Consider the following 19,517-nt stretch of genomic DNA (forward strand, 5'->3'; position numbering starts at 1 on the left):
CCCGCGAACGGTGTCCGGCCCCTCGGCCGTGTCCGGCCCGGCCCGTCGCGACCGCCCTCCGCACGGCGGGGCGGCCGGTCGCCGTCCGGGGTCAGATGACCGGCGGGCGCCCGGCCCGGGTCATCCGCCACGCGGTCGACCAGCGGATCGGGGTGCGCGGGCCGGCGTCCTCGCGCCAGCCCTCGCGGAACCCGGCGAACCACGAGCGCAGCGCGGCGCGGTCGCGCTCGCGCAGCACCGTCAGCCCCACCCAGGTGCCGAGGTAGGCGAAGGCGAGGGGCCACGGGAGGTTGCGGCGGGCCAGCCACACCCGGTTGCGGGCGTTGAGCCGGTAGAAGTTCTCGTGCCGCGTCGGCGCCACCGCGGGGTGGTACATGACCGCGTCGGCGTCGTACTCGATCGTGTAACCGGCGTCCATGATGCGCCAGGCGAGGTCGGTCTCCTCGTGGGCGTAGAAGAAGTCGCCGGGCAGCCCACCGCCGGCCTCGAAGGCCGTGCGGCGGATGGCGCAGGCCCCGCCGAGGAACGTGGTGACCACGCTCGACTCCCGGGAGTCCCCCACGCGCAGGCGCGGCACGTGGCGGCGCTGGTCGGGGCCGCCGTCGGGGTCGGCGATCCGGAAGGACAGCGCGCCCAGCGACGTGTCGGCGGCGAACCGCTCCCGCACGTGGCGGGCCAGGTCGGTCGAGCGGTACCAGCCGTCGTCGTCCAGGAAGAGGATGATGTCGCCGTCGGTGGCCTTGACCCCGTGGTTGCGCCCCTCGGGGATGCCGACGTTCTCCGGGAGGAGCACCGTGGTCACACCCTCGGGCATCTCCGGCAGCTGAGCCCCGTTGCTGACCACCACGACCTCGACGTCCGCGTCCTCCTGCTCGAACACGCTGGTGATCGCGCGGCGCAGCTCGGCGGGGCGGGTGCCCATCGTCAGCAGGACGCAGGAAAGTGTGGGCTTGCTGCTACCGGACACCTGGGCGCGGCTCCGTTCGGCTCTTGGCGCTCGGGAGACCTCAGCCGCGGACGTCGCGGTGTCAGACGCGGGTGGGATCACGGGTGTGGCCATGTTTGCGACCGTTCAGTGGACGACATGCTGCTGGCAGGTGGACACCCGCCAACATTCGCAGAAACAGACTAACGAAAGAATAAAAGGGAGGTGTACGGGGCCGTGGACGGGGTACCCGACCGCGGCCCCGTGGGAGGGGCGGCTCACCGGCGCGGCGGCCGGCGGTTCACTCCAGGCGCCGGGAGGCGAGGACGCTCACGAAGTGGGCGAAGCTCATCACCACGGCCACGAACGCGCACGCCGCCACCAGGAAGCGGGTGGCGGCCAGGTCGCCGAGGAAGGCGTCCACCACGGCGGCCGCCACGATGATCAGGGACAGCTCCACCGCCTGGATGAGCCGGTGGACCTTGAGGGCGGAGGCCAGGCGGCGCGCCAGGCCCAGCCCGGAGGAGCGCGGCCGCATCGCCTCGTCCGAGACCTTCTCGGGCAGCCCGGCCTTGGCTCGGGCCACCACGACGTTGTCGGTCTCGGCCTTGATCAGGGCGACGCCGATCGCCGCGGCCATGCCCAGGATCACCCAGCCGCCCGCCTCCCACTCGCCCTGGGCGCGGATGCCCAGGCCGATGAGGAGCGCGATCTCGGACACGTAGTGCCCGATCCGGTCCAGGTAGATCCCCGCGACGCTGGTGCGCCCGGTGTACCTGGCCACCTCGCCGTCGGAGCAGTCCAGCAGGAGGTAGACCTGGATGAACACCGCCGCGAGGACGGCCGACCACAGTCCGCCGAACGCGACGACCACCCCGGACAGGACCCCGAACGCCATCATCAGGTAGGTGATGGGGTTGGGCGGGACGCGCAGCCGGACGAAGAACGTCGTCAGGTACGGGGAGATGTCCCGCATGTAGAGGCGGCCGGCCCAGTGCTCCTCGTTGGTCCGCTCCTTGATGCCGGCGGGCTGGCCCCCTGCTCGGACCTCAGCGACCGACGGCTTCGACATAGTCCTTGACGCTCCGTCCGATCTCGTCCTCGGAGAGGTTCAGGTGTTCCAGGATGGTGAACCGACCCGGCCGGGTGTCCGGCGCATGGGCCACCGCCCGCGCGAACGCCGCCTCGTCGAGGCCGACGTCCGAGGGGACGACGGGCAGTTCGTGGCGGATCAGGCAGTCGCGGATCTCGTTCATCCGCGACTCCGACCAGCCCAGGTGCCGCACCCGCAGGAAGGACGCGTAGAGCGCGCCCAGTCCGGCGAGCTCGCCGTGGTTGCTGACACCCGGGTGGAGCTGGGTGACCGCGTGCAGGATCTCGTGGCACGCGCCGCTGGCGGGCCTGCTGGACCCGGCGACCGACATGGCCATCCCGGAGAGCACGAGGCCCTCGGCGAGCACGGTGAGGAACGCGTCGGACTCCACCGAGTCGGGGCGGTGCAGGACCGCCTCGGCCGCGACCCGGGCGAAGGTGACGGCCATGCCGTCCACGGGTTCGCCGTTGACGCGGCCGGCCAGCTCCCAGTCCTCGATGGCCGAGATGTTGCTGACCACGTCGCCGATGCCCGAGCGCACCAGGTGCGGGGGGGCCGCGCGGACGTAGTCGACGTCGATGACGACGGCGATGGGCATGGTGACGCCGATGGACGGCTTGCCGCCCTCGTGCTCCAGGGAGCTGACGGGGGAGGCGATGCCGTCGTGGGCGAGGTTGGTGGCCACGGCCACCATGGGGATGCCCGCCATGGTCGCGGCGAACTTGGTGACGTCGATGGTCTTGCCGCCGCCGATGCCCGCGACCGCCTCGTACGCGCCGGAGCGGAGCTTCTTGCCCAGCTCGTTGGCGGCGTCGACGGTGCCCTCCTCGACGTGGAAGACCTCGCAGTTGGGCAGGTCCAGGTCGGCGGCGATCTGCGCGCCCTGCCCCGGGCCGACGGCCACGGCGATGCGGCCCTCGGTGGCGATCCGCCGGTCGGCGAGCAGCGTCCCGAGGGAGGAGACCGCCCCCCGCCGCACGTCGATCGCCAGCGGGGAGGGGAGCATTCGGGCTAGTAGCGGCACGCGATCTCCCTGGCCTTGGCGAGGTCGTCGTGGTTGTCGACCTCGACCCAGTCCACCTCGCCGATGGGCGCCACGGCGACCTTCTCGCCCCGGTCGACCAGCTCCTGGTAGCCGTCCTCGTAGTAGAGCTGCGGGTCGCGCTCCCAGGTGGCCTTGAGGGCGTCGGCGAGGCGGGGGGCCAGGGACCCCTCGATGAGGGTGGCGCCGATGTACTCGCCGGCGGCGGTGGCCGGGTCCATGAGCTTGGTGATGTTCCTGAGGTGGCCGTCCTCGTCGAGGGTCACCTTCATCTCCTCGTCGGCGAGGCTTTTCACGTTGTCCACCGCGAGGAGGAGCTCAGGTCCCCGGGCGGCGAGTAGCGTTTCCTCGACGCTCACCGGGTGGACGGTGTCGCCGTTGACCAGGAGGACGCCCTCGGAGAAGAACTCGCGCGCGGTCCACAGGGAGTAGGCGTTGTTCCACTCCTCGGCCTTGTCGTTGTAGCTGAGGGTGAGCTTGACGCCGTGGCGCTCCTCCAGGGCCTCCTTGCGCGCCTCGACGGCCTCCGCGCGGTAGCCGACCACGACGACGACGTCGGTGAGCCCGGCCGCCGCCAGGTTGCGCAGCGAGATGTCCATGATGGTCGTCTCGCCGTCGACTGGCACCAGGGCCTTGGGCAGGGTGTCGGTGTAAGGACGCAGCCGGCGCCCCGCGCCTGCGGCGAGAACCATTCCGAGCATGAGGGCGTGTTCCTCCTTGTGTCGGGGAGGCTGTCACGCCTCCCCGTTCGTTCCGGCGGCCGGTTGGCCCCCGTCTCCGTCTCCGCTGCCGGGTCGGGAGATCCGGGGATCTCCAGGGCCCGTGTCGCCACCGCCGGGGGGAGCGGTGGTCCTGGTGAGCACGTCGGTCACCGGTGTCGCACTCCAGGTGCGCACGGACTCCCGCACGAGCAGCACCGCCAGGTATCCGGCGAGTATGCCGTAGGCGGGGGTGAGCGCGTGGAGCGCGCCCCCGGCGGCGACGGCGAGCATGCGGCCGTCCCACCCGAGTGCCGCGCCGCGCACCCACGCCGGTCTGGCCGTGCCGGCCATGGGGCGTGCCACGTCGTCGCGATGGTGGCAGACGACTGCCACCAAGAGTACGAACACCAGGGGACCTGGTACGCCGGACGCCAGTCCCAGCACCGCCAGAAAGGTGTACTCGGTGGCACGGAGGACGGGTGGTACGAGCCAGTCGGACCGTCCGTCGTGGGGGTGGCCGGAGGTCAGTCCGGACAGTAGCAGGGCAGCGACCGGTGCGAACAGGGTAATGCCTGCCAAGTGTCCTCGGTCTGCCACGAGGAGTGTTCCGACGACCAGCGCCCCGGCGAGCGCGGGCAGCAGGGGAGGTACGGCACCCGGCGCGATCCGGCCCAGCAGGTACGACATGTGACCGTCATCACGGAGAAATCGCAGGTCCGGAGCGGTGGGGACACGCCCTCCCCCGGTGTGCGCCCCGGTCGCGCCCGCCCCGACCCGGCTCACCGGCGCACCCCGCGCGCGGTGGGGTCGACGAGTTCCCCGGTGACGGCGATCGCGCAGCCCACGATGAGGGTGACGAAGGCGACCCGCGCGTCCCAGACCGTGGCGGTCACCGCGATCACCAGGAAGCGCGTCGGCTGGGAGAAGGCGGTGAGCCGCCGGGCCGGGGCGGTCGGCGCCGGGTCCGGCCGGAGGGCCCCGGTCCGGGCGTCCGGCGCTCCGCGGCCCGCGCCCTCCCCCGCGCCGGGGGCGCGGCGGGGGCCGGCCCCGGCCGTGCGGTACCCGGCGGGTTCGGCCTCACGCGGCCGGGGCGGGACCCCGTCGAGCCGGACCCCCGCGGCGGCCGCGCCGTCGGGGCCCGCCCCCGGGACCCGGCCGCGGGCCCCGGGCGAACGGGGTCCGGGCGAACGGGGCCCCGGGGCCGCGGCGCCGAGCAGCCGGCTCGTCAGCCCGGGGTCGCTGTCGCGCGGGGGACGGGTGGGACAGCAGGGCGCGAATCCACCCAGGAGGCCGCCAGCGCGCCCCTGGGAGGACAGCGGGGCGGGTTTCACGTTCCGCCCCGGAGAGGCCGCGACCGGGGCCTCGTGGGCCGCCAGGAGCGAGTCCCGCAGGGCCAGTGCGACGAGCGCGCCCGCCGCCCAGCCCCACGCGCCCCCGAGGCCCGCCAGGACGGCGCCGGCGGCCAGGCCCAGGTAGACCACGCACTCCCGCAGCTGCGACAGCATCGCCGCCAGCCACAGGGTGAGGGCGTCCCCGCGGTCGGCCCGCATGCGCGCGCGGACGGCGTCGCAGAACAGGACCGCCGCCAGGAAGGCCGACCCGGCCAGGCCGCCGACCGTGTCGGCCCGGGAGAACCAGACCGCGGCGCCGACCGCCCCGACGACGCCGATCCTGGTCACCCCGGCCCGGGTGACGTGTCTGCGTTCCAACATCCGCGCGGCCGACCGCGCCAGCGTGCCGTAGACCATGGGTGCCCTCCCACACTTGGTGAGTGACACCGTCGCCTACGGTGCGTAGTCAATCAAACACTGACACGCACCTTGTGTCCGCTAAGCCGGGGTCCGGCCCCGCAGAGGCCTTTCGTCCGGGCCCCGGAAAGGCCGGGCCCCGGAAAGGCCGGGCCCCGGAAAGGCCGGGCCCCGGAAAGGAACGTGCGCACCGCCGGAACACACCGGCGATGCGCACCACGGCCTTCCGGGACGGGCCTGTCGGCGGGGCGGACCCGCGCTCAGGCGGTCCTGCCGCCGTCGGCCCCGTCCTCGCCGGACTCCCGGTCGTCGATCTGCTTCTCGGCCTCCTCCGCGCGCTTCTTCTTCGCGGCGTCGCGCTTCTTGCGCTCGGCGATCTCGGCCTTGGTGTCCTCCTCGTACGCGGCCAGGGCGGCGTCGATGTCGGTGTCCAGGGCGAGCCCGCCGCCCTTGACGTACAGGCCGCGGTTGCAGAACCGGCGCAGGTCCCTCTCGCTGTGCGAGACGAGCACCATCGTCCGCTGGTTGGCCAGCATCCGGTCGATGGCCTCGTAGCACTTGCGCTTGAAGGCCTTGTCGCCGACCGCGAGGACCTCGTCGACCAGCATGATCGGGTGCTCCAGCTGCGAGATCAGCGCGAACCCGAGGCGCACCTTCATGCCGCTGGAGTAGTGCCGCACCGGGGTGTCGATGAACTTCGACTTGATCTCGGCGAAGTCGACGATCTCGTCGAAGCGCTCGTCGATCTGCTTCTCGGTCATCCCGTGCAGGGACCCGACCAGGTACACGTTCTCGCGGCCGGTCAGGTTGTCGTTGAACCCGGCCCGCAGCTCCAGGAGCGGCGCGACCTTGCCGTGGACGTGCACCTCGCCCTCGTCGGGCATCAGGACCCCGGCGATGAGCTTGAGCAGCGTGGACTTGCCCGTGCCGTTCTTGCCGACGATGCCGACGCACTCGCCCCGGTTGATCTCGAACGCCACGTCCCGCAGCGGCCAGAACTCGTCGCCCTCGGCGTTGGGGTCGCGCTTGGTGCCGTGGATGAACATCTCGCGCAAGCTGCGCTTGCGGCGGCGGTTCACGGCGAACTTGACGCCGAGTCCCTTGGCCTCGATGACCGGCCCACTGGTCAGCCCGGCGCCGTAGTCGGTCTGCGCCATCACAACTCCTTCAGGACGGACATCTCCAGGCGGCGGAACGTCCAGTATCCGATGATGAGCATCAGGATCGAACCGACCACCGAAGAGGTCAACGCGAGGGTGCTCGGGGTTAGTTCCGCGAACTCAGGGAACCACACCGCGCGGTGCATCTGGAAGATGCCCATCAGCGGGTTGAGCTGGTAGAGGGTCTTCAGCCACTCGGGGATGCCGGAGCTGAGGACCATGGAGGCCGGGAACAGGATCGCCGATCCGTAGAACAGCAGGCGGCTGAGGATCCGCACGAGGCGCTCCACGTCGCGCAGCAGCACGTTGACCGCCGACAGGAACAGGGTCACGCCGAGCCCGAACGCGAACGTCAGCACCACCGCGAGCGGCAGCCAGACCAGCAGGCCCATGAGGGTGAAGTGGCCGCCCAGCGCGAAGACGAAGACCAGCAGCACCGGCCAGGTGAGGATGTACTCGACGAACTTCGTGCCCACCGTGGCCATCGGGAAGATCTCCCGGGGCACCTTCATCGTGGTGATCAGCTTGGAATGCGTGAGCATCGCCCGCGGCGCCTCGTTGAGGATCGCGCCGAAGGTGGTCCACGGCAGGATCCCGGCCACGAGGAAGAGCACGAAGCCGCCGTAGGCCTGAGCCTCCGGGGGCATGCCGCGATCAGCGCTGAGGATGACCCCGAAGACGAAGTAGTAGACCATCGTCAGAGCCAGGGGCTCCAACATCGTCCACGCGTAACCCAGTACGGACTGCTGGTACTTGACCTTCAGGTCGCGCCGGACCAGGAGGCCGACGACCTTCCGGTGCTCCCAGACGGCCAGCGCCCTTGACGCCACCGCCACCTCCAAGGGTTGTTTTCTCGTCCGGTCAGCGAGGTGGCCGGACAGGCGTGTTCGTGTCTCGCCTGTGCGCACCGGTCGACACGCGCGGTCCACCCCGCGCCGGGTGTGCCGGAAACGGGGGAGCGTGTCCGGGCGACCGGGGGATGTCACGGACCGCGCCCGGTTCCCACCGCATCGGAGGAGGTCTGGACCGGGCACGCCATACAGGCGTCCATAGGTTACCGCTGCGGACGACGGGCCGCGCCAACCAGCCCTCCCCCTCCGGGCTGTGCGCGCGGTCACGCCCCGTGTCGCCGCGGCGGTCCGCTAGCCTCGGCCCGAGGGCGGAGATCATGTCCTTTACGGGGAACAACCGGGCACGCGCCCCGGCCGACCGGGGCCGCGAAGGCCGAAGGCCCCGCGCACACGGACGCCGGCAGGGTCCGACGCGTCCTGCCGCGCGGTCCGCCGGCGGCGGCCGGGCCCCGGACGCGCCCCCGGGCGGGCCCTGTGACGAGCGCCGCGGCGAGTGCGGCCAAGGGAACGGCGACACCAGCCGTGGACGGAAGAGGTGGGGCCATGCGCCCGCGTGTGATCGCGGCGGTTCTGGCCGGAGGGGTCGGCTCCCGTATGGGCGCCCCCTCCCCCAAGCAGCTGCTGCCCCTGGAGGGGCGGCCCATCATCGAGCACTCCGTCGCCGCGTTCGAGGCGTGCCCGGAGGTGGACGAGATCCTGGTCCTCATGGTGCGGGAGTACGTCGGGAGGGTGGAGGACATCGTCGCCTCCGCGGGGTTCGCCAAGGTCACCGCCGTGCTCCCCGGCGGGGGGACACGCACCGACACCTCGTACGCCGCCCTCTCCGCGATGGGGGGCGCGGCCGACACCGACCTGGCCCTGCTGCACGACGCGGCCCGGCCGCTCGTGCGCCCCGCCACGATCTCCGCGTGCGTCGCGGCGCTGGGAGAGGCGGGCGCCGTCGGGGTGGCGGTGCCCAGCGCCGACACGGTCGTCAGGGTGGCCCCCGGCCGGACCGGCGGCGAGGCCGTCGCCCAGGTGCCGCCGCGCTCGGAGCTGCGCCGCATGCAGACCCCGCAGGGGTTCCGGCTGGGCGTGGCGCGCCGCGCCTACGCCCTGGCCACGGCCGACCCGGGGCTGGTCGCCACGGACGACTGCGGGGTGGTGCTGCGGTACCTGCCCGGGGAGGAGGTGCGGATCGTGCCGGGTGAGGAGGACAACATCAAGGTGACGAACCCGGGGGACGTGGAGGTCGCCGAGACGCTGCTGCGCCGGGCCCGCGCCCGCGCCGTCCTGGCGGAGGCGGACTCGTGAGCCGGGTCTTCGCGGCCACCGAGGTCATCGGGCACCGCGGCGCGGGGCGCGGCGTGGTGGACGGCGCCCGCGAGAACTCGCCGGAGTCGTACGCGGCGGCGGCCGCGGCCGGGGCGGACTGGGTGGAGGTCGACGTGCGGCGCACGGCCGACGACGCGCTGGTGCTCCACCACGACGCCGCCCTGGCCGACGGCCGGGCGATCGTGGACCTGACCGCGGGGGAGTGCGCCGCGGCGGGGCTGACCGGACTGGACGAGGGGCTCGCGGCGATCCCGGCGGGGGTCGGGCTGGACGTGGACGTCAAGTCGGTCATGGAGGACGCGGTCGACGCTCCGTCACGGCGGACGGCCTCCCTTCTCCTCCCGTACCTGCGCCGTGAGGCCAAACGTCGCCGGGTGTTCGTCTGCTCGTTCGACCCCGGCGTCCTCGTGGCCGTCCGCGGGGGCGCCCCGGAGGTGCCGACGGCGTGGATGCCGTTCGTGCGCAACCCGCTGGACCAGGCCGTGGCGGGAGCCGCCGGCCTGGGGTGCGCGATCGTCGCGGTGGACGCGCGGTCGTTCGGGCTGACCGGCGACGCCCCCCGGCCGGGCCGCCGTTCGGTGCCGTACACCGTGGACCTGGCACACCGGGCGGGGCTGGAAGTGGTCTCCTGGTGCCCGGACCCGGTCGACGCGGCCCGTTTCGCGGAGGCGGGCATGGACGCGGTCGTGGTGGACGACGTGCCCGGGGCGGTCTCCGCCCTCAAGGCCCGGGAGGGCGGGGAGCGCGCGGGGTGCTGAGGCCCCGGGCCCGGCGTGCCGGGTCCGGGAGGGTCAGATCCGGCCGAGGAGCTCGGCCTTCTTCGCGGAGAACTCCTCGTCGGTGAGCAGACCCTTCGCGTGCAGTTCCCCGAGGCGTTCGATCTGCTCGAAGATCCATGCGGTGTCGGCGCCCCCTCCGCGACCGTCCCCGGAGGACCGCCGCTCCCCCGCCGCGGCACCTCCGGCGGCGCCCGCCCCGCCGCCCTCCGCGGTGGCGATCCCGTCGCCGGAACCGTTCAGGGCGAGCGCGGAGCGGCGCACGGCGTCCAGCGCGCTCCTGGCGGTGTCCCTCCACCAGGCGTCGTCGTCCCGTCCGGTCCGGCCGTCGCCCGGTGCGCCGCCCGGGCCGGGCGCGAGTCGCGCCCGCGCGCCCCGGGCCCACACGTGCGCGGTGACGGTGGCGGCGAGGAGGAACACCTGGTGGATCTCGTTGCCCTCCTCCCCCGCGCGCAGCACGTTGAGGTCGTTCCTGGGCTTGGCCGCGGTCTGCTCCGTCCCGCCGGCGGTGATCACCCGGACGAAGCCCCAGCCCCAGTCGTCGAGGGGGGACCACTCGACGGCGGCGATGTCGGCCAGGTCGAACTCGCGGCGCTGCTGCTTCTTCTTGAAACCGCTCGCGTGGCCCCCGCCCCACACCAGGGTCAGGCGTCCGCGGTCGAGGTGGGCGGTGCCCTCGGAGGTTCTGACGTGCAGCGGCAGCGGCGGCACGAGAGCCGTCGGGGTCGCGCCGTCGGGCGCTCCGGCCTGTCCGGCGGCGAACCTCACCTGGTCCGCGAGGTACTCGGCGACCAGTTCCGTCGACGCGGGCCCCGTCAGCCTGAAGGGCTGGGCCCGGTCGTCGAGCATCGCCCCGACCGCGGCGTAGGGGTCCATCCGCTCCCGCAGCCGCAGGTTCATGGCCCAGCCGCCCTTGCGCACCGCCCCGGGCCGGAAGTCCACCTCCTCCACCGCCGCGAGCGGCACGCTCAGGCCGCCGAGGAGTTTCAGGAGGGGGCTCTTGAACCAGCCCTTCGTCTCGTACGCGATCGCGATCGACTCGCCGTCGAACCGCCACGCGGCCTGGTCGCCCCGCAACTCGTCCATGGGTTCCTCTCCGTGTCCTGCTCCCTGGGTAGCAGAGGGGCCGCCCCCGTGCGAGGGCGGCCCCTGGCCGGATACGGCCGCACGTCCGGGACCCGCGGCGGCGGGCGCGTCAGGCGCTGGCGCCCTGCGCGGTGCGCGAGTCCGAGCCGAGCCCGGGGGGGCTGGTGATGAAGCCGGCGCCCCACGACATGTGCATGGTGGCCAGGGCCAGCGGGATCAGCGGCAGGCTGGAGGCCGGCAGCCCCCGGCCGAGGGGCACGGACGCGGCGGTGACCAGCGCCAGGTAGGCGGCGGGGACCAGGAACAGGGGCCAGAACGCGAACCCGCCGACCAGGCCCGCGACCACCCCGGCCAGGGCGACGGGGGGCGCCAGGTAGCGCAGGTTGATGGTGCCCTTGTGCTGGCGGGCGACCACCCTCCGCCAGCGGCCGTAGTGGAAGTACTGCTTGGCGAGCAGCCGCACGTTGCGACGCGGCCGGTAGGAGACCGTCATCCGCGGCTGGAACCACACGGTGCCGCCCGTGGTGCGGATGCGGTGGTTCATCTCCCAGTCCTGGGCGCGGAGGAAGGCCTCGTCGTAGCCGCCGACGCGCTCCAGTGCCGAGCGCCGGAAGACGCCCAGGTAGACGGTGTCGGCGGGGCCGCCCTCGCCCCCGGTGTGGAAGCGCGCGTTGCCGACGCCCACCTTGGAGGTCATGGCGGCGGCGACGGCCTTCTCCCACGGGGTGGTGCCCTCGGCGGCCATGATGCCGCCGACGTTGTCGGCGCCGGTCTCGCGCAGGGTCTCCACGGCCACACGGAGGTAGTCGGAGGGCATCATGGCGTGCCCGTCGATGCGGGCGACGATGTCGTGCGAGGAGGCGCCGATGGCGGCGTTGAGGCCGGCCGGGGTCCTGCCGGTGGGGTTGTCCACCACCTTGACGCGGGGGTCGGCGGCGGCGAGCCCGTCGGCGACCTCGCGGGTGCGGTCCGAGGAGGGGCCCACCCCGAGCACGACCTCCAGTTCGCCCGGGTACTCCTGGGCGAGGACGTGCTCCACCGCCGAGGCGAGGTGGCGTTCTTCGTTGAGTACGGGCATGACGACGGAGACAGGCGGCCAGGACACGGGCACTTCCCAAGGTCAAGACGTGTCGGGGACTCGCGAGGGGCTTCCCTCGCGCGCGTCAACGGTACTGCACCCGTACGGCCCGGAGCGCCCGGCGGGATCGCCGCCGGGCCGCGCCGCCGACGGGTCAGCCCTGGTTCTTGACGGGCAGGCCCTGGGCGTCCTTGAAGTTGCCCATGATGACCATGACCAGGTCGATGAGGGCCCAGACGCCGGCGCCTCCGCAGGTGATCAGCATGAGGACGCCGGTGCCGGTCTTGCCGACGTAGAAGCGGTGGACCCCGAGGCCGCCGAGGAAGAGGCTGAGCAGGAGCGTGGTGAGCCAGTTCTTCGGGGACACGGCTTCGTACTGGGGCTGCTGGTACATGGTTGTACTCCGGGAGGGGGCGGGGAAAGGGGTGTGGACCGGTCCGCGGCGGGCAGGCCGTACGGCGCTCCCCGGAACGGGGGGCCGCCGTACGCGTACCGGAAGCGATCATTTTTGCGCGTAAGTCAGCCCGTGGCCATGGATTTCGGTCACACACTGGTACCGGATACGCCTCAGGACGGCTCCCGGTGGCAGCGGAACCCCGGCGGCTCCGGCGGCGTCCTACCCAAAGCGGAGGACAACACGCCGAGGGTTGACATCCCGCGCTCTTCGGCGGATCGGGTGACAACCTAGGGATAAGGACACCGTGGGTCGGTTGGGACGGGGACGCCGATGAGCGACGACAGCTCGGGAACGCAGGGGCCGGGGGACGGCTTCCGGCGAGAGCGTTCCCAGCCGCTGCCGCCGGAGGACCGCCGGTCCCCCAGGTCCGGCCGGGTGACCGTTCCCAGCAGGGCCGCGCGGCGGCGCCGCACGGGCCTGCTCCTGATGGGCGCCTTCTCCGTCCTGGTCCTGCTCGCCTCGGGCACCTCGTGGGCCTTCACCGGATGGATGTCCGGCTCCCTGAACAGGTTCGACGTGTTCTCCGGCCTGTCCGACGGCGACCGCCCGGAGGCGACCGGCGGCCTGACCTTCCTGGTGATCGGCTCCGACAGCCGCGAGGAGGTCAACCAGGAGGACCGGAACGACCTGAGCGTCGGCTCGACCCCGGGGCAGCGCTCCGACAGCATGATGCTGGTGCGGCTCAACCACGAGCGCGACCGCGTGACCGTCGTCGGCATCCCCCGCGACCTGTGGGTGGACATCCCCGGCGAGGGCGAGGACAAGATCAACGCCGCCTACGCCTACGGCGGGCCGCAGCTGGCCGTCCGGACCGTCGAGTCGGTGACCGACGTGCGGATCGACCACTACGTCGAGGTGGACTTCCACGGCTTCGTCGACGTGGTCGACGCCCTGGGCGGCATCCAGGTGTGCCTGCCCGAGCCCCTCGACGACCCCAAGGCGCAGCTGGACATGGCCGCGGGCACGCACGAGGTGGACGGGACCGAGGCCCTGGCGTTCGCCCGCACCCGCGCCACGTCGCGCGGCGACCTGGACCGGATCGACCGCCAGCAGCAGGTGCTGTCCGCGATGCTCGACCGGGCGCTGAGCAGCGAGACCCTGTCCGACCCCGCCAAGCTGACCGCGTTCCTGGACAGCGCCCTCTCCTCGGTGACGGTGGACTCCGGCCTGGACACCAGCACGATCAACGAGCTCGCCTACCAGATGCGCGACCTGGACATGGGGGCCGTCACCTTCACCCAGGTCCCCATCGCCGACATGAACCACTGGACGCCGCGCGGCGACGTCGCCCTGCTGTGGGACGAGCCGGCCTCCCGGGAGCTGTTCGCCGCGGTCCGCGCCGACCGGCCTGTCGCCGAACCCGGGGAGGAGCCCCGTGACGGGGGGAGCGGCGACCCGGACCCCGGTGACATCCGGGTGAGGGTGTTCAACGGGATCGGGACCCCCGGCCTCGGCGCGCAGGTGGACGAGGGTCTGACCGGGGCGGGCTTCGCGCTGTCCGCGCCCGCCGAGAACTGGAGCAGCAGCGACGTGCCGACGACCGAGGTGAGGCACGGGCCGGGCGACGGGGCCGACGCCGCCTACGTGGCCGGGATGATCCCCGGCGCGGAGGCCGTCGAGGACACCGCCCTGGACGGCGAGCTCCAGATCGTGATCGGATCCGACTACACCGGGTTCCACGCCCCGGACGGCGCGGAGTCCCCCGGGCCGGAGGCGGAGCCCTCCGCCGCCGAGGGCCTCTCCACCTCGACCGCCCGGGACAACGTCTGCGGGTGACCCCCGCGAAGGAAGGACTCCTGTGCTCCGACACCTGGTCGGCCTGCTCGCCGGTATCGCCCTCGCCCCCGTGCTGTGGGTCGCCGTCGCCTGGTCGGCCGAGGCCCTTCCGCGGCTCGCCGCCGGTGACGTGGGCGTCGCGACGGTGCTGTCGGCGGTCGTGTCGTGCCTCACCGGGGGCGTGTGCGCCTACCTGGTCGCGTCCCGGGTGTCCCCGCTGACGGCAGGGGCGTCGGGGGCCCTGCTCACGGCACTGTGCCTGTGGCCGGCCGTGCATCCCGCGTCGATGGGCCCCGCCCTGGCGTGGCTGAACGACGAGAGCTTCCTCTACCCGGCCGGCGCGGGCCTCGCGGTGGGGCTGCCCCTCGGAACGCTGCTGCTGGTCTCGGCGGCCATGCCGGTCCGCTGGCGGACGGCCGCCGGCGCCGGGCTCCCCGCCCCTCTGATCGAGGGCGGTCCCGGCCGGGTCCGGCACCGCGGCGCCGTTCCCGGCGGGGCGGACGGCGGTCCCCGGGGCGACCGCGGTCCCGTGGGCGACACCGTTCCGGACGCCGTGCCCGCACCGCCCCCCGTCCTCGACCCGGACGATCCCTTCGCCGGTGACCCGGACCGGACCACGACCCCCTTCCGGCGGAACGGGTCCGGCGCGACCTGGACGCCCCTGGACGACGAGAGCGGCGGGACGGGCCCCCTCCGGGGCGGTCCCCGCTGAGCCGCGCCCCCGTGGCCGGGGGGCCGCACCCACCGGTAACCTGAGCGCCTGACTGTTCACGCGGTGTTCGGTCATGCGCCACACCTCGGCGCGTAAGGTGATGCATCGCGCCCCCGGGGCACCCCCGTCGGCCGAACCATGTCCGTTTCCTGCCCTCAACCGGGGTGTTGACCGCCTTCTGCGGGAACAACCACCGGCACAGGCAACGGACGAAAGCGAGGAAGGACTCAACCAGTGGTCGAAGCGGACCGTATGCGCGTCTCCGTCATCGGTACCGGTTACCTGGGCGCCACCACCGCGGCCTGCCTGGCCGAGATGGGGTTCGAGGTACTGGGGCTCGACGTCGACGAGGCCAAGATCGAGATGCTCCGCTCCGGCAGGGTGCCCTTCTTCGAGCCGGGCCTCGCCGAGCTGCTCGGCAAGAGCCTGGAGTCCGGGCGCCTCGGCTTCACCACCTCCTTCAGGGAGGTCGCCGAGTTCGCGGACCTGCACCTGATCTGCGTGGGCACCCCGCAGCGCGACGAGTCCGGCGCGGCCGACCTGCGCTACGTCAACGCCGCGGTCGACCAGCTCGCCCCGCACCTGCACCGCCCCACCGTGGTCGTCGGCCGCTCCACCGTCCCGGTGGGCACCGCCGCGACCCTGGCCGCGCGGCTGGCCGCGCTCGCCCCCGTGGGCGGGGAGGCCGAACTGGGGTGGAGCCCCGAGTTCCTGCGCGAGGGCTTCGGCGTCGAGGACACCCTGCGCCCCAACCGGATCGTGATCGGCACCGACTCCCCCCGGGTCGAGAAGGCCGTGCGCGCCCTGTGGCAGCGGCAGGTCGACGAGGGCGTCCCCTTCCTGGTGACCGACCTCCAGACCGCCGAGCTGGTCAAGGTGTCGGCCAACGCGTTCCTGGCCACGAAGATCTCCTTCATCAACGCGATGGCGGAGGTGTCCGAGGTCGCGGGCGCCGACGTGATCCAGCTGGCCGAGGCCCTGTCGTACGACGACCGGATCGGCGGCAAGTTCCTGGGCCCCGGCCTGGGCTTCGGCGGCGGCTGCCTGCCCAAGGACATCCGCGCGTTCATGGCGCGCGCCGACGAGCTGGGCGTGGAGCCCGCCCTGTCGTTCCTGCGCGAGGTGGACGCGATCAACCAGCGCCGCCGCGCCCGCACCATCGACCTCGCCCGCCAGCTGATCGGCGGCAGCTTCGCCGGGCGCACGGTCACCGTCCTGGGAGCGGCGTTCAAGCCGAACTCCGACGACATCCGCGACTCGCCCGCGCTGGACGTCGCCTCGACCATCGCGTCGCTCGGCGCCCAGGTGACGGTGTACGACCCGGTGGCGCTGGAGCGCGCCCGCGCGGAGCACCCGCAGCTGAACTACGCCGACTCCATGCTGGAGGCGGCGCGGGGGGCGGACGTGGTGCTCCTGCTCACCGAGTGGACCGAGTTCCGCGAGGCCAACCCGGAGGAGCTGGCCACCGTGGTGGCCCAGAAGAGGATCGTGGACGGGCGCAACGCCCTCGACCCCACGTTCTGGCGCGCCTCGGGGTGGACCTACCGGGCCCTCGGCCGCCAGTAGGCCCCGACCCGTTCCGGCGGCCGGTCCCCGAGGGGGCCGGCCGTCGGCGTTCCCGGCGCGGGCGCCGCCCCCTGGCGGCCGCGTGGGGCGGGGCATCCCTCCCCTCCTCCGGTCGGCAGTTCCGGCGAACCCCGGACGGTGACCGTCCGTCCGTGCTTCACTTCACTCCGTGGTCGAACGCGGGCGGCCGGCACCGGGTCGGCGCCCGAGGAAACGAACGGAGTCCGATTCGTGAAGCTCTCCGCGGTGGCAGGCGCCGCACTGGCCCTGCTCCTGGTGGCACCGCCCGCCCACGCCGACGTGCTGTCCCCTCCCGGGGCTCCGTCCGCGCCGCAGGCCGACTGTCCGGTGCTCGATCCCCCGCCCACCGAGGAGGACCTGGCGGCGTACCTGTGCGGCGACCGCCGCCTCGGGCCCGCCGAGCTCCCCTCGGAGGGCCCCGTGGGGTCGCTCGTCCGCTCCTACGACAGGTTCGGCGACCTCACCCCGACGGAGTTCCTGGACAGGTGGGCCACCCCCCAGGGCTGGGACTACCCCGATCACATGGGGTTCGTGGTGGTGGACGGCGAGCCGGTGAACGGGCTCCGACGCCTCCGCGAGGGACGGATGCTGGACCGGTTCGGATCGCCGCGGGGCACCTTCCTGGCCCCGGCGGGCGCGCCGTACGAGCGCCGGGCACTGCCGCCGGACTCCCTCAACACCTGGCCCGGCGGGCCCGAGCACAACTACAACTGCTACGAGGTGGCGACGGGGTTCACCGCCCTGGTGGGCCCGATCGCGCCGCACTTCGAGCAGCCGGGCGGCGGTGAGCAGGTCCTCGCACCGGCCGGGGAGCTCCCCGAGGCGCAGGGCGACGGGTACGTGCCGGTGAGCGACCTCCTGGAGTGGGGCTACCTGGAGCAGAGGCCCGCCGAGGAGTGCGCGGCCCCCTGGCGCTACGCCCTCGGGGCCTGATCCCGGTCCGCTGCCGCCCGGGCGCCCACGGCCGGGGCGTCCGGGCCCGCGGCGCCCTCCCCGCCGGGTTCCCCTCCGGCTCCCGGGGGCAGTCCCCGCAGGGCCGCGGCGACGAGGAGGGCCGCGACCGCGAGCACGGCCGCGCCGGTGAGGGCGGCGGTGGAGACCCCGGCGGTGTAGGCGGTGAAGGCCGCGTCGAGCAGGGCCCCGGGGTCCTCCGACCGCGGCGCGGCGGCGACGGCTCCGGCGACGGTCTCGCCGGCGGGCCCCTCCGCACCGGACGGGCCCTCCTCCATGGCCGTGCTGTAGATCCTCGTGGCGGCGGTGCCGAGGACCGCGATGCCCAGGGCCGAGCCGAACTCGGTGCTGGTCTCGGAGACCCCGGCTGCGGCTCCGGCCCGCTCGGGCGGCGCCGTGGCCAGCACGAGACCGTTCGCGAGGGTGCCGACGATGCCGACGCCGAAGGTCGTCACCGTGTACCCGACGATGAGGACGGCCAGCGGGGAGTCCGTCTCCACGGTCCCCACCACGGCGAACCCGGCGGAGCCCGCCAGCAGGCCCGCGGCCATCAGGGGGCCGGGGCGGACCCTCGGCGACGCGGCGCCCGCCAGGACGGCTCCGAGGACGGTGCCGACGAAGACGGGCAGGGACCACAGCGCGGACTGGAGCGGGCTGAGGCCGTGCACGGTCTGGAGGAACGTGAAGACCAGGAGTCCGAGCCCCGCGGCGGCGAACGCGACGGCGGTGTTGCTGCCGACCGCGGCGGTGAAGGCGGGGCGGGTGAAGAGCGCCATGTCGACGAGCGGGTGCTCTGTGCGGCGCTGGCGGACCGCGAACAGCACCAGGAACGCCGTGCCGACGAGCAGGGCGAGGACGCCCTGGAGCTCGATGCCGTGCTCGGCGAAGCGCTTGGCCGCGTAGACCAGTCCGAGGACGGCGACGAGCGAGGCGCCCGCGCCGGGGAGGTCGAAGCCCGCCGCGCCCGGGTCGCGCGACTCCGGGACGAGGAACGGCGCGAGGGCGACCAGCAGGACCATGAACGGCAGGTTGACCAGGAAGGCCGAGCCCCACCAGAAGAACTCCAGGAGCAGGCCGCCGAGGATCGGCCCGGCGACGGCGCCGCCGGTGAAGGCGATGGTCCAGGCGCCGACGGCCGCCCCGCGCTGCCGGGGGTCGGTGAACATGCTGCGGATGAGGGACAGCGTGGACGGGGCGAGGGTCGCCCCGGCGAGGCCGAGGAGGGCCCGGCCCGCGATGAAGAGCTCGGCGCTGGGGGCGAAGGCCAGGAGCGCCGAGGCCGCGCCGAAGAGGACGGCGCCGGTGAGGAGCAGCCTGCGGCGGCCGAGGCGGTCCCCGAGGCTGCCCATCGTGACGAGGAGTCCGGCGAGGACGAAGCCGTAGACGTCCATCATCCACAGCCACTGGGTGGCGCCCGGTTCGAGCGCCTCGGCGATGGCGGGTGCGGCGACGAAGAGGACCGAGATGTCCATGGACACCAGCAGTGCCGGGATCAGGAGGAGGACGAGACCGGCCCAGGTGCGGGGCGCGGCCCGGCGGTTCGCCGTGTTCTGTGGGGTGTGCATGGTTTTGATCGTACGTACGTCAAATTCAGCCGTCAATATGTACGTACGTACAAAAATGCTAGGATCTCCGCATGAGCCAACGAGACGACCTGCTGGCAGGCGCCAGGAAGTGCCTGGTCGAAAAGGGGTACGGCAAGACCACGGCCCGCGACATCGCCGCCGCTTCCGGGGCGCACCTGGCGTCCATCGGCTACCACTTCGGGTCCAAGGACAACCTCATGAACGCCGCGGTGCTGGAGGCGTCCAGCGAGTGGGGCGACTCCTTCCAGGCGGCCGTCGACGCCTCCCGCTCGCAGGAGCCCGAGCAGCGGATGCGCGCCCTGCTGGGCTCCGTCTTCGCGTCCCTGCCGGAGGAGCGCGACCTGCTGGTGGCCAGCATCCAGGCCTTCACCCAGGCCGAGTTCGACGAGGGCGTCCGCGAGGCCCTCGCCAGGGGCATCGCCGAGGGCCGCCGGGAGCTGGCCGCGATGATCCTGGGTGTGGAGCCCGACGAGGTCGACCCCGGCACCGTCGCGGGCCTGGGGTCGCTGGTCTACAACCTCATCGCCGGCTACGTCGTCCAGTTCGTCGTGGACCCGGAGGCTCTGCCCACCGTCGACCAGGCGATGGACGGTCTGCGCGCGCTCGTGCCCGCCTCCGGCTGACACGCGCCCGCCCGACCACGCCCGCCCCCGGGCACGGCGCGGCCCCCGCCC

Annotated in this window: 19 protein-coding genes; 7 read left to right on the top strand and 12 right to left on the bottom strand. The window is 73.4% G+C overall.

What is annotated here, in order from left to right:
• Nucleotides 1-91 precede the first annotated feature (91 nt).
• The 8 genes from ACWGL3_RS21745 to ACWGL3_RS21780 all read right to left on the bottom strand — a co-directional run bounded on the left by ACWGL3_RS21745 (nucleotide 92) and on the right by ACWGL3_RS21780 (nucleotide 7,511).
• Nucleotides 92-922 (bottom strand): glycosyltransferase family 2 protein, encoded by an 831-nt coding sequence (locus ACWGL3_RS21745; protein WP_267950254.1) that lies wholly within the window; start codon nucleotides 920-922, stop codon nucleotides 92-94.
• 304 nt (nucleotides 923-1,226) lie between these two features.
• On the bottom strand, nucleotides 1,227-1,997 hold the full coding sequence (locus ACWGL3_RS21750; protein ID WP_267948216.1) for a CDP-alcohol phosphatidyltransferase family protein: 771 nt from the start codon (nucleotides 1,995-1,997) through the stop codon (nucleotides 1,227-1,229).
• Nucleotides 1,975-3,024 (bottom strand): iron-containing alcohol dehydrogenase family protein, encoded by a 1,050-nt coding sequence (locus tag ACWGL3_RS21755; protein ID WP_267948215.1) that lies wholly within the window; start codon nucleotides 3,022-3,024, stop codon nucleotides 1,975-1,977. Before ACWGL3_RS21755 ends, ACWGL3_RS21750 begins: the two co-directional genes overlap by 23 nt.
• Nucleotides 3,025-3,029: 5 nt before the next feature.
• A complete protein-coding gene (locus ACWGL3_RS21760; protein ID WP_267948214.1) occupies nucleotides 3,030-3,761 on the bottom strand; it encodes a phosphocholine cytidylyltransferase family protein in 732 nt (243 codons plus the stop codon).
• 33 nt (nucleotides 3,762-3,794) lie between these two features.
• Nucleotides 3,795-4,448 (bottom strand): DUF5941 domain-containing protein, encoded by a 654-nt coding sequence (locus ACWGL3_RS21765; RefSeq protein ID WP_378553934.1) that lies wholly within the window; start codon nucleotides 4,446-4,448, stop codon nucleotides 3,795-3,797.
• Between the two features lie 92 nt (nucleotides 4,449-4,540).
• Nucleotides 4,541-5,509 carry a hypothetical protein gene (locus ACWGL3_RS21770; protein ID WP_267948213.1) on the bottom strand — a complete coding sequence of 323 codons (969 nt, stop codon included), beginning with the start codon at nucleotides 5,507-5,509 and terminating at the stop codon, nucleotides 4,541-4,543.
• 260 nt (nucleotides 5,510-5,769) lie between these two features.
• Complete coding sequence (locus ACWGL3_RS21775) at nucleotides 5,770-6,666, bottom strand: ABC transporter ATP-binding protein (protein WP_267948212.1); 897 nt, start codon at nucleotides 6,664-6,666, stop codon at nucleotides 5,770-5,772.
• Complete coding sequence (locus ACWGL3_RS21780; protein ID WP_267948211.1) at nucleotides 6,666-7,511, bottom strand: ABC transporter permease; 846 nt, start codon at nucleotides 7,509-7,511, stop codon at nucleotides 6,666-6,668. Before ACWGL3_RS21780 ends, ACWGL3_RS21775 begins: the two co-directional genes overlap by 1 nt.
• A gap of 552 nt (nucleotides 7,512-8,063) precedes the next feature.
• On the opposite strand from ACWGL3_RS21780, the gene ACWGL3_RS21785 reads away from it, so the two are divergent.
• Nucleotides 8,064-8,813, top strand: coding sequence for an IspD/TarI family cytidylyltransferase (locus ACWGL3_RS21785; protein ID WP_267948210.1), 750 nt, complete (start codon nucleotides 8,064-8,066; stop codon nucleotides 8,811-8,813).
• Nucleotides 8,810-9,592 (top strand): glycerophosphodiester phosphodiesterase, encoded by a 783-nt coding sequence (locus ACWGL3_RS21790; RefSeq protein WP_267948209.1) that lies wholly within the window; start codon nucleotides 8,810-8,812, stop codon nucleotides 9,590-9,592. Before ACWGL3_RS21785 ends, ACWGL3_RS21790 begins: the two co-directional genes overlap by 4 nt.
• A 33-nt stretch (nucleotides 9,593-9,625) precedes the next feature.
• On the opposite strand, the gene ACWGL3_RS21795 is transcribed toward ACWGL3_RS21790, so the two are convergent.
• From ACWGL3_RS21795 to ACWGL3_RS21805, 3 genes are all read right to left on the bottom strand, one after another.
• Nucleotides 9,626-10,696, bottom strand: coding sequence for a DUF4429 domain-containing protein (locus tag ACWGL3_RS21795; RefSeq protein ID WP_267948208.1), 1,071 nt, complete (start codon nucleotides 10,694-10,696; stop codon nucleotides 9,626-9,628).
• Nucleotides 10,697-10,805: 109 nt separating this feature from the next.
• Nucleotides 10,806-11,801 (bottom strand): glycosyltransferase family 2 protein, encoded by a 996-nt coding sequence (locus ACWGL3_RS21800; protein WP_267948207.1) that lies wholly within the window; start codon nucleotides 11,799-11,801, stop codon nucleotides 10,806-10,808.
• Between the two features lie 127 nt (nucleotides 11,802-11,928).
• Nucleotides 11,929-12,168, bottom strand: a complete 240-nt coding sequence (locus tag ACWGL3_RS21805) for a TM2 domain-containing protein (protein ID WP_267948206.1) — start codon at nucleotides 12,166-12,168, stop codon at nucleotides 11,929-11,931.
• Between the two features lie 333 nt (nucleotides 12,169-12,501).
• On the opposite strand from ACWGL3_RS21805, the gene ACWGL3_RS21810 reads away from it, so the two are divergent.
• From ACWGL3_RS21810 to ACWGL3_RS21825, 4 genes are all read left to right on the top strand, one after another.
• Entirely contained in the window at nucleotides 12,502-14,007 is a 1,506-nt protein-coding gene (locus ACWGL3_RS21810) for an LCP family protein (RefSeq protein WP_267948205.1), read from the top strand.
• A 22-nt stretch (nucleotides 14,008-14,029) separates the two neighbouring features.
• Nucleotides 14,030-14,719: a YIP1 family protein gene (locus tag ACWGL3_RS21815; RefSeq protein ID WP_452461728.1), complete on the top strand. Its 690-nt coding sequence runs from the start codon at nucleotides 14,030-14,032 to the stop codon at nucleotides 14,717-14,719.
• A gap of 234 nt (nucleotides 14,720-14,953) precedes the next feature.
• Nucleotides 14,954-16,285, top strand: coding sequence for a UDP-glucose dehydrogenase family protein (locus ACWGL3_RS21820; protein ID WP_267948203.1), 1,332 nt, complete (start codon nucleotides 14,954-14,956; stop codon nucleotides 16,283-16,285).
• Between the two features lie 231 nt (nucleotides 16,286-16,516).
• Nucleotides 16,517-17,239 (top strand): TNT domain-containing protein, encoded by a 723-nt coding sequence (locus tag ACWGL3_RS21825; RefSeq protein WP_267948202.1) that lies wholly within the window; start codon nucleotides 16,517-16,519, stop codon nucleotides 17,237-17,239.
• Here ACWGL3_RS21825 and ACWGL3_RS21830 read toward each other — a convergent pair.
• Entirely contained in the window at nucleotides 17,221-18,822 is a 1,602-nt protein-coding gene (locus tag ACWGL3_RS21830; protein ID WP_267948201.1) for an MFS transporter, read from the bottom strand. The two genes, ACWGL3_RS21825 and ACWGL3_RS21830, sit on opposite strands and share 19 nt — an antisense overlap.
• Before the next feature lie 71 nt (nucleotides 18,823-18,893).
• Here ACWGL3_RS21830 and ACWGL3_RS21835 point away from each other — a divergent pair, with 71 nt between their 5' ends.
• On the top strand, nucleotides 18,894-19,466 hold the full coding sequence (locus tag ACWGL3_RS21835) for a TetR/AcrR family transcriptional regulator (RefSeq protein WP_267948200.1): 573 nt from the start codon (nucleotides 18,894-18,896) through the stop codon (nucleotides 19,464-19,466).
• Nucleotides 19,467-19,517 lie beyond the last annotated feature (51 nt).

It is taken from the genome of Nocardiopsis sp. NPDC055824, assembly GCF_053616335.1.

What these genes read in the sequence shown, in the direction of transcription:
- ACWGL3_RS21765 (WP_378553934.1), bottom strand. Translation starts at nt 4,448, where the DNA reads ATGTCGTACCTGCTGGGCCGGATCGCGCCGGGTGCCGTACCTCCCCTG.
- ACWGL3_RS21810 (WP_267948205.1), top strand. Translation starts at nt 12,502, where the DNA reads ATGAGCGACGACAGCTCGGGAACGCAGGGGCCGGGGGACGGCTTCCGG.
- ACWGL3_RS21835 (WP_267948200.1), top strand. Translation starts at nt 18,894, where the DNA reads ATGAGCCAACGAGACGACCTGCTGGCAGGCGCCAGGAAGTGCCTGGTC.
- ACWGL3_RS21770 (WP_267948213.1), bottom strand. Translation starts at nt 5,509, where the DNA reads ATGGTCTACGGCACGCTGGCGCGGTCGGCCGCGCGGATGTTGGAACGC.
- ACWGL3_RS21795 (WP_267948208.1), bottom strand. Translation starts at nt 10,696, where the DNA reads ATGGACGAGTTGCGGGGCGACCAGGCCGCGTGGCGGTTCGACGGCGAG.
- ACWGL3_RS21760 (WP_267948214.1), bottom strand. Translation starts at nt 3,761, where the DNA reads ATGCTCGGAATGGTTCTCGCCGCAGGCGCGGGGCGCCGGCTGCGTCCT.
- ACWGL3_RS21775 (WP_267948212.1), bottom strand. Translation starts at nt 6,666, where the DNA reads ATGGCGCAGACCGACTACGGCGCCGGGCTGACCAGTGGGCCGGTCATC.
- ACWGL3_RS21755 (WP_267948215.1), bottom strand. Translation starts at nt 3,024, where the DNA reads ATGCTCCCCTCCCCGCTGGCGATCGACGTGCGGCGGGGGGCGGTCTCC.
- ACWGL3_RS21785 (WP_267948210.1), top strand. Translation starts at nt 8,064, where the DNA reads ATGCGCCCGCGTGTGATCGCGGCGGTTCTGGCCGGAGGGGTCGGCTCC.
- ACWGL3_RS21805 (WP_267948206.1), bottom strand. Translation starts at nt 12,168, where the DNA reads ATGTACCAGCAGCCCCAGTACGAAGCCGTGTCCCCGAAGAACTGGCTC.
- ACWGL3_RS21745 (WP_267950254.1), bottom strand. Translation starts at nt 922, where the DNA reads ATGGGCACCCGCCCCGCCGAGCTGCGCCGCGCGATCACCAGCGTGTTC.
- ACWGL3_RS21750 (WP_267948216.1), bottom strand. Translation starts at nt 1,997, where the DNA reads ATGTCGAAGCCGTCGGTCGCTGAGGTCCGAGCAGGGGGCCAGCCCGCC.
- ACWGL3_RS21830 (WP_267948201.1), bottom strand. Translation starts at nt 18,822, where the DNA reads ATGCACACCCCACAGAACACGGCGAACCGCCGGGCCGCGCCCCGCACC.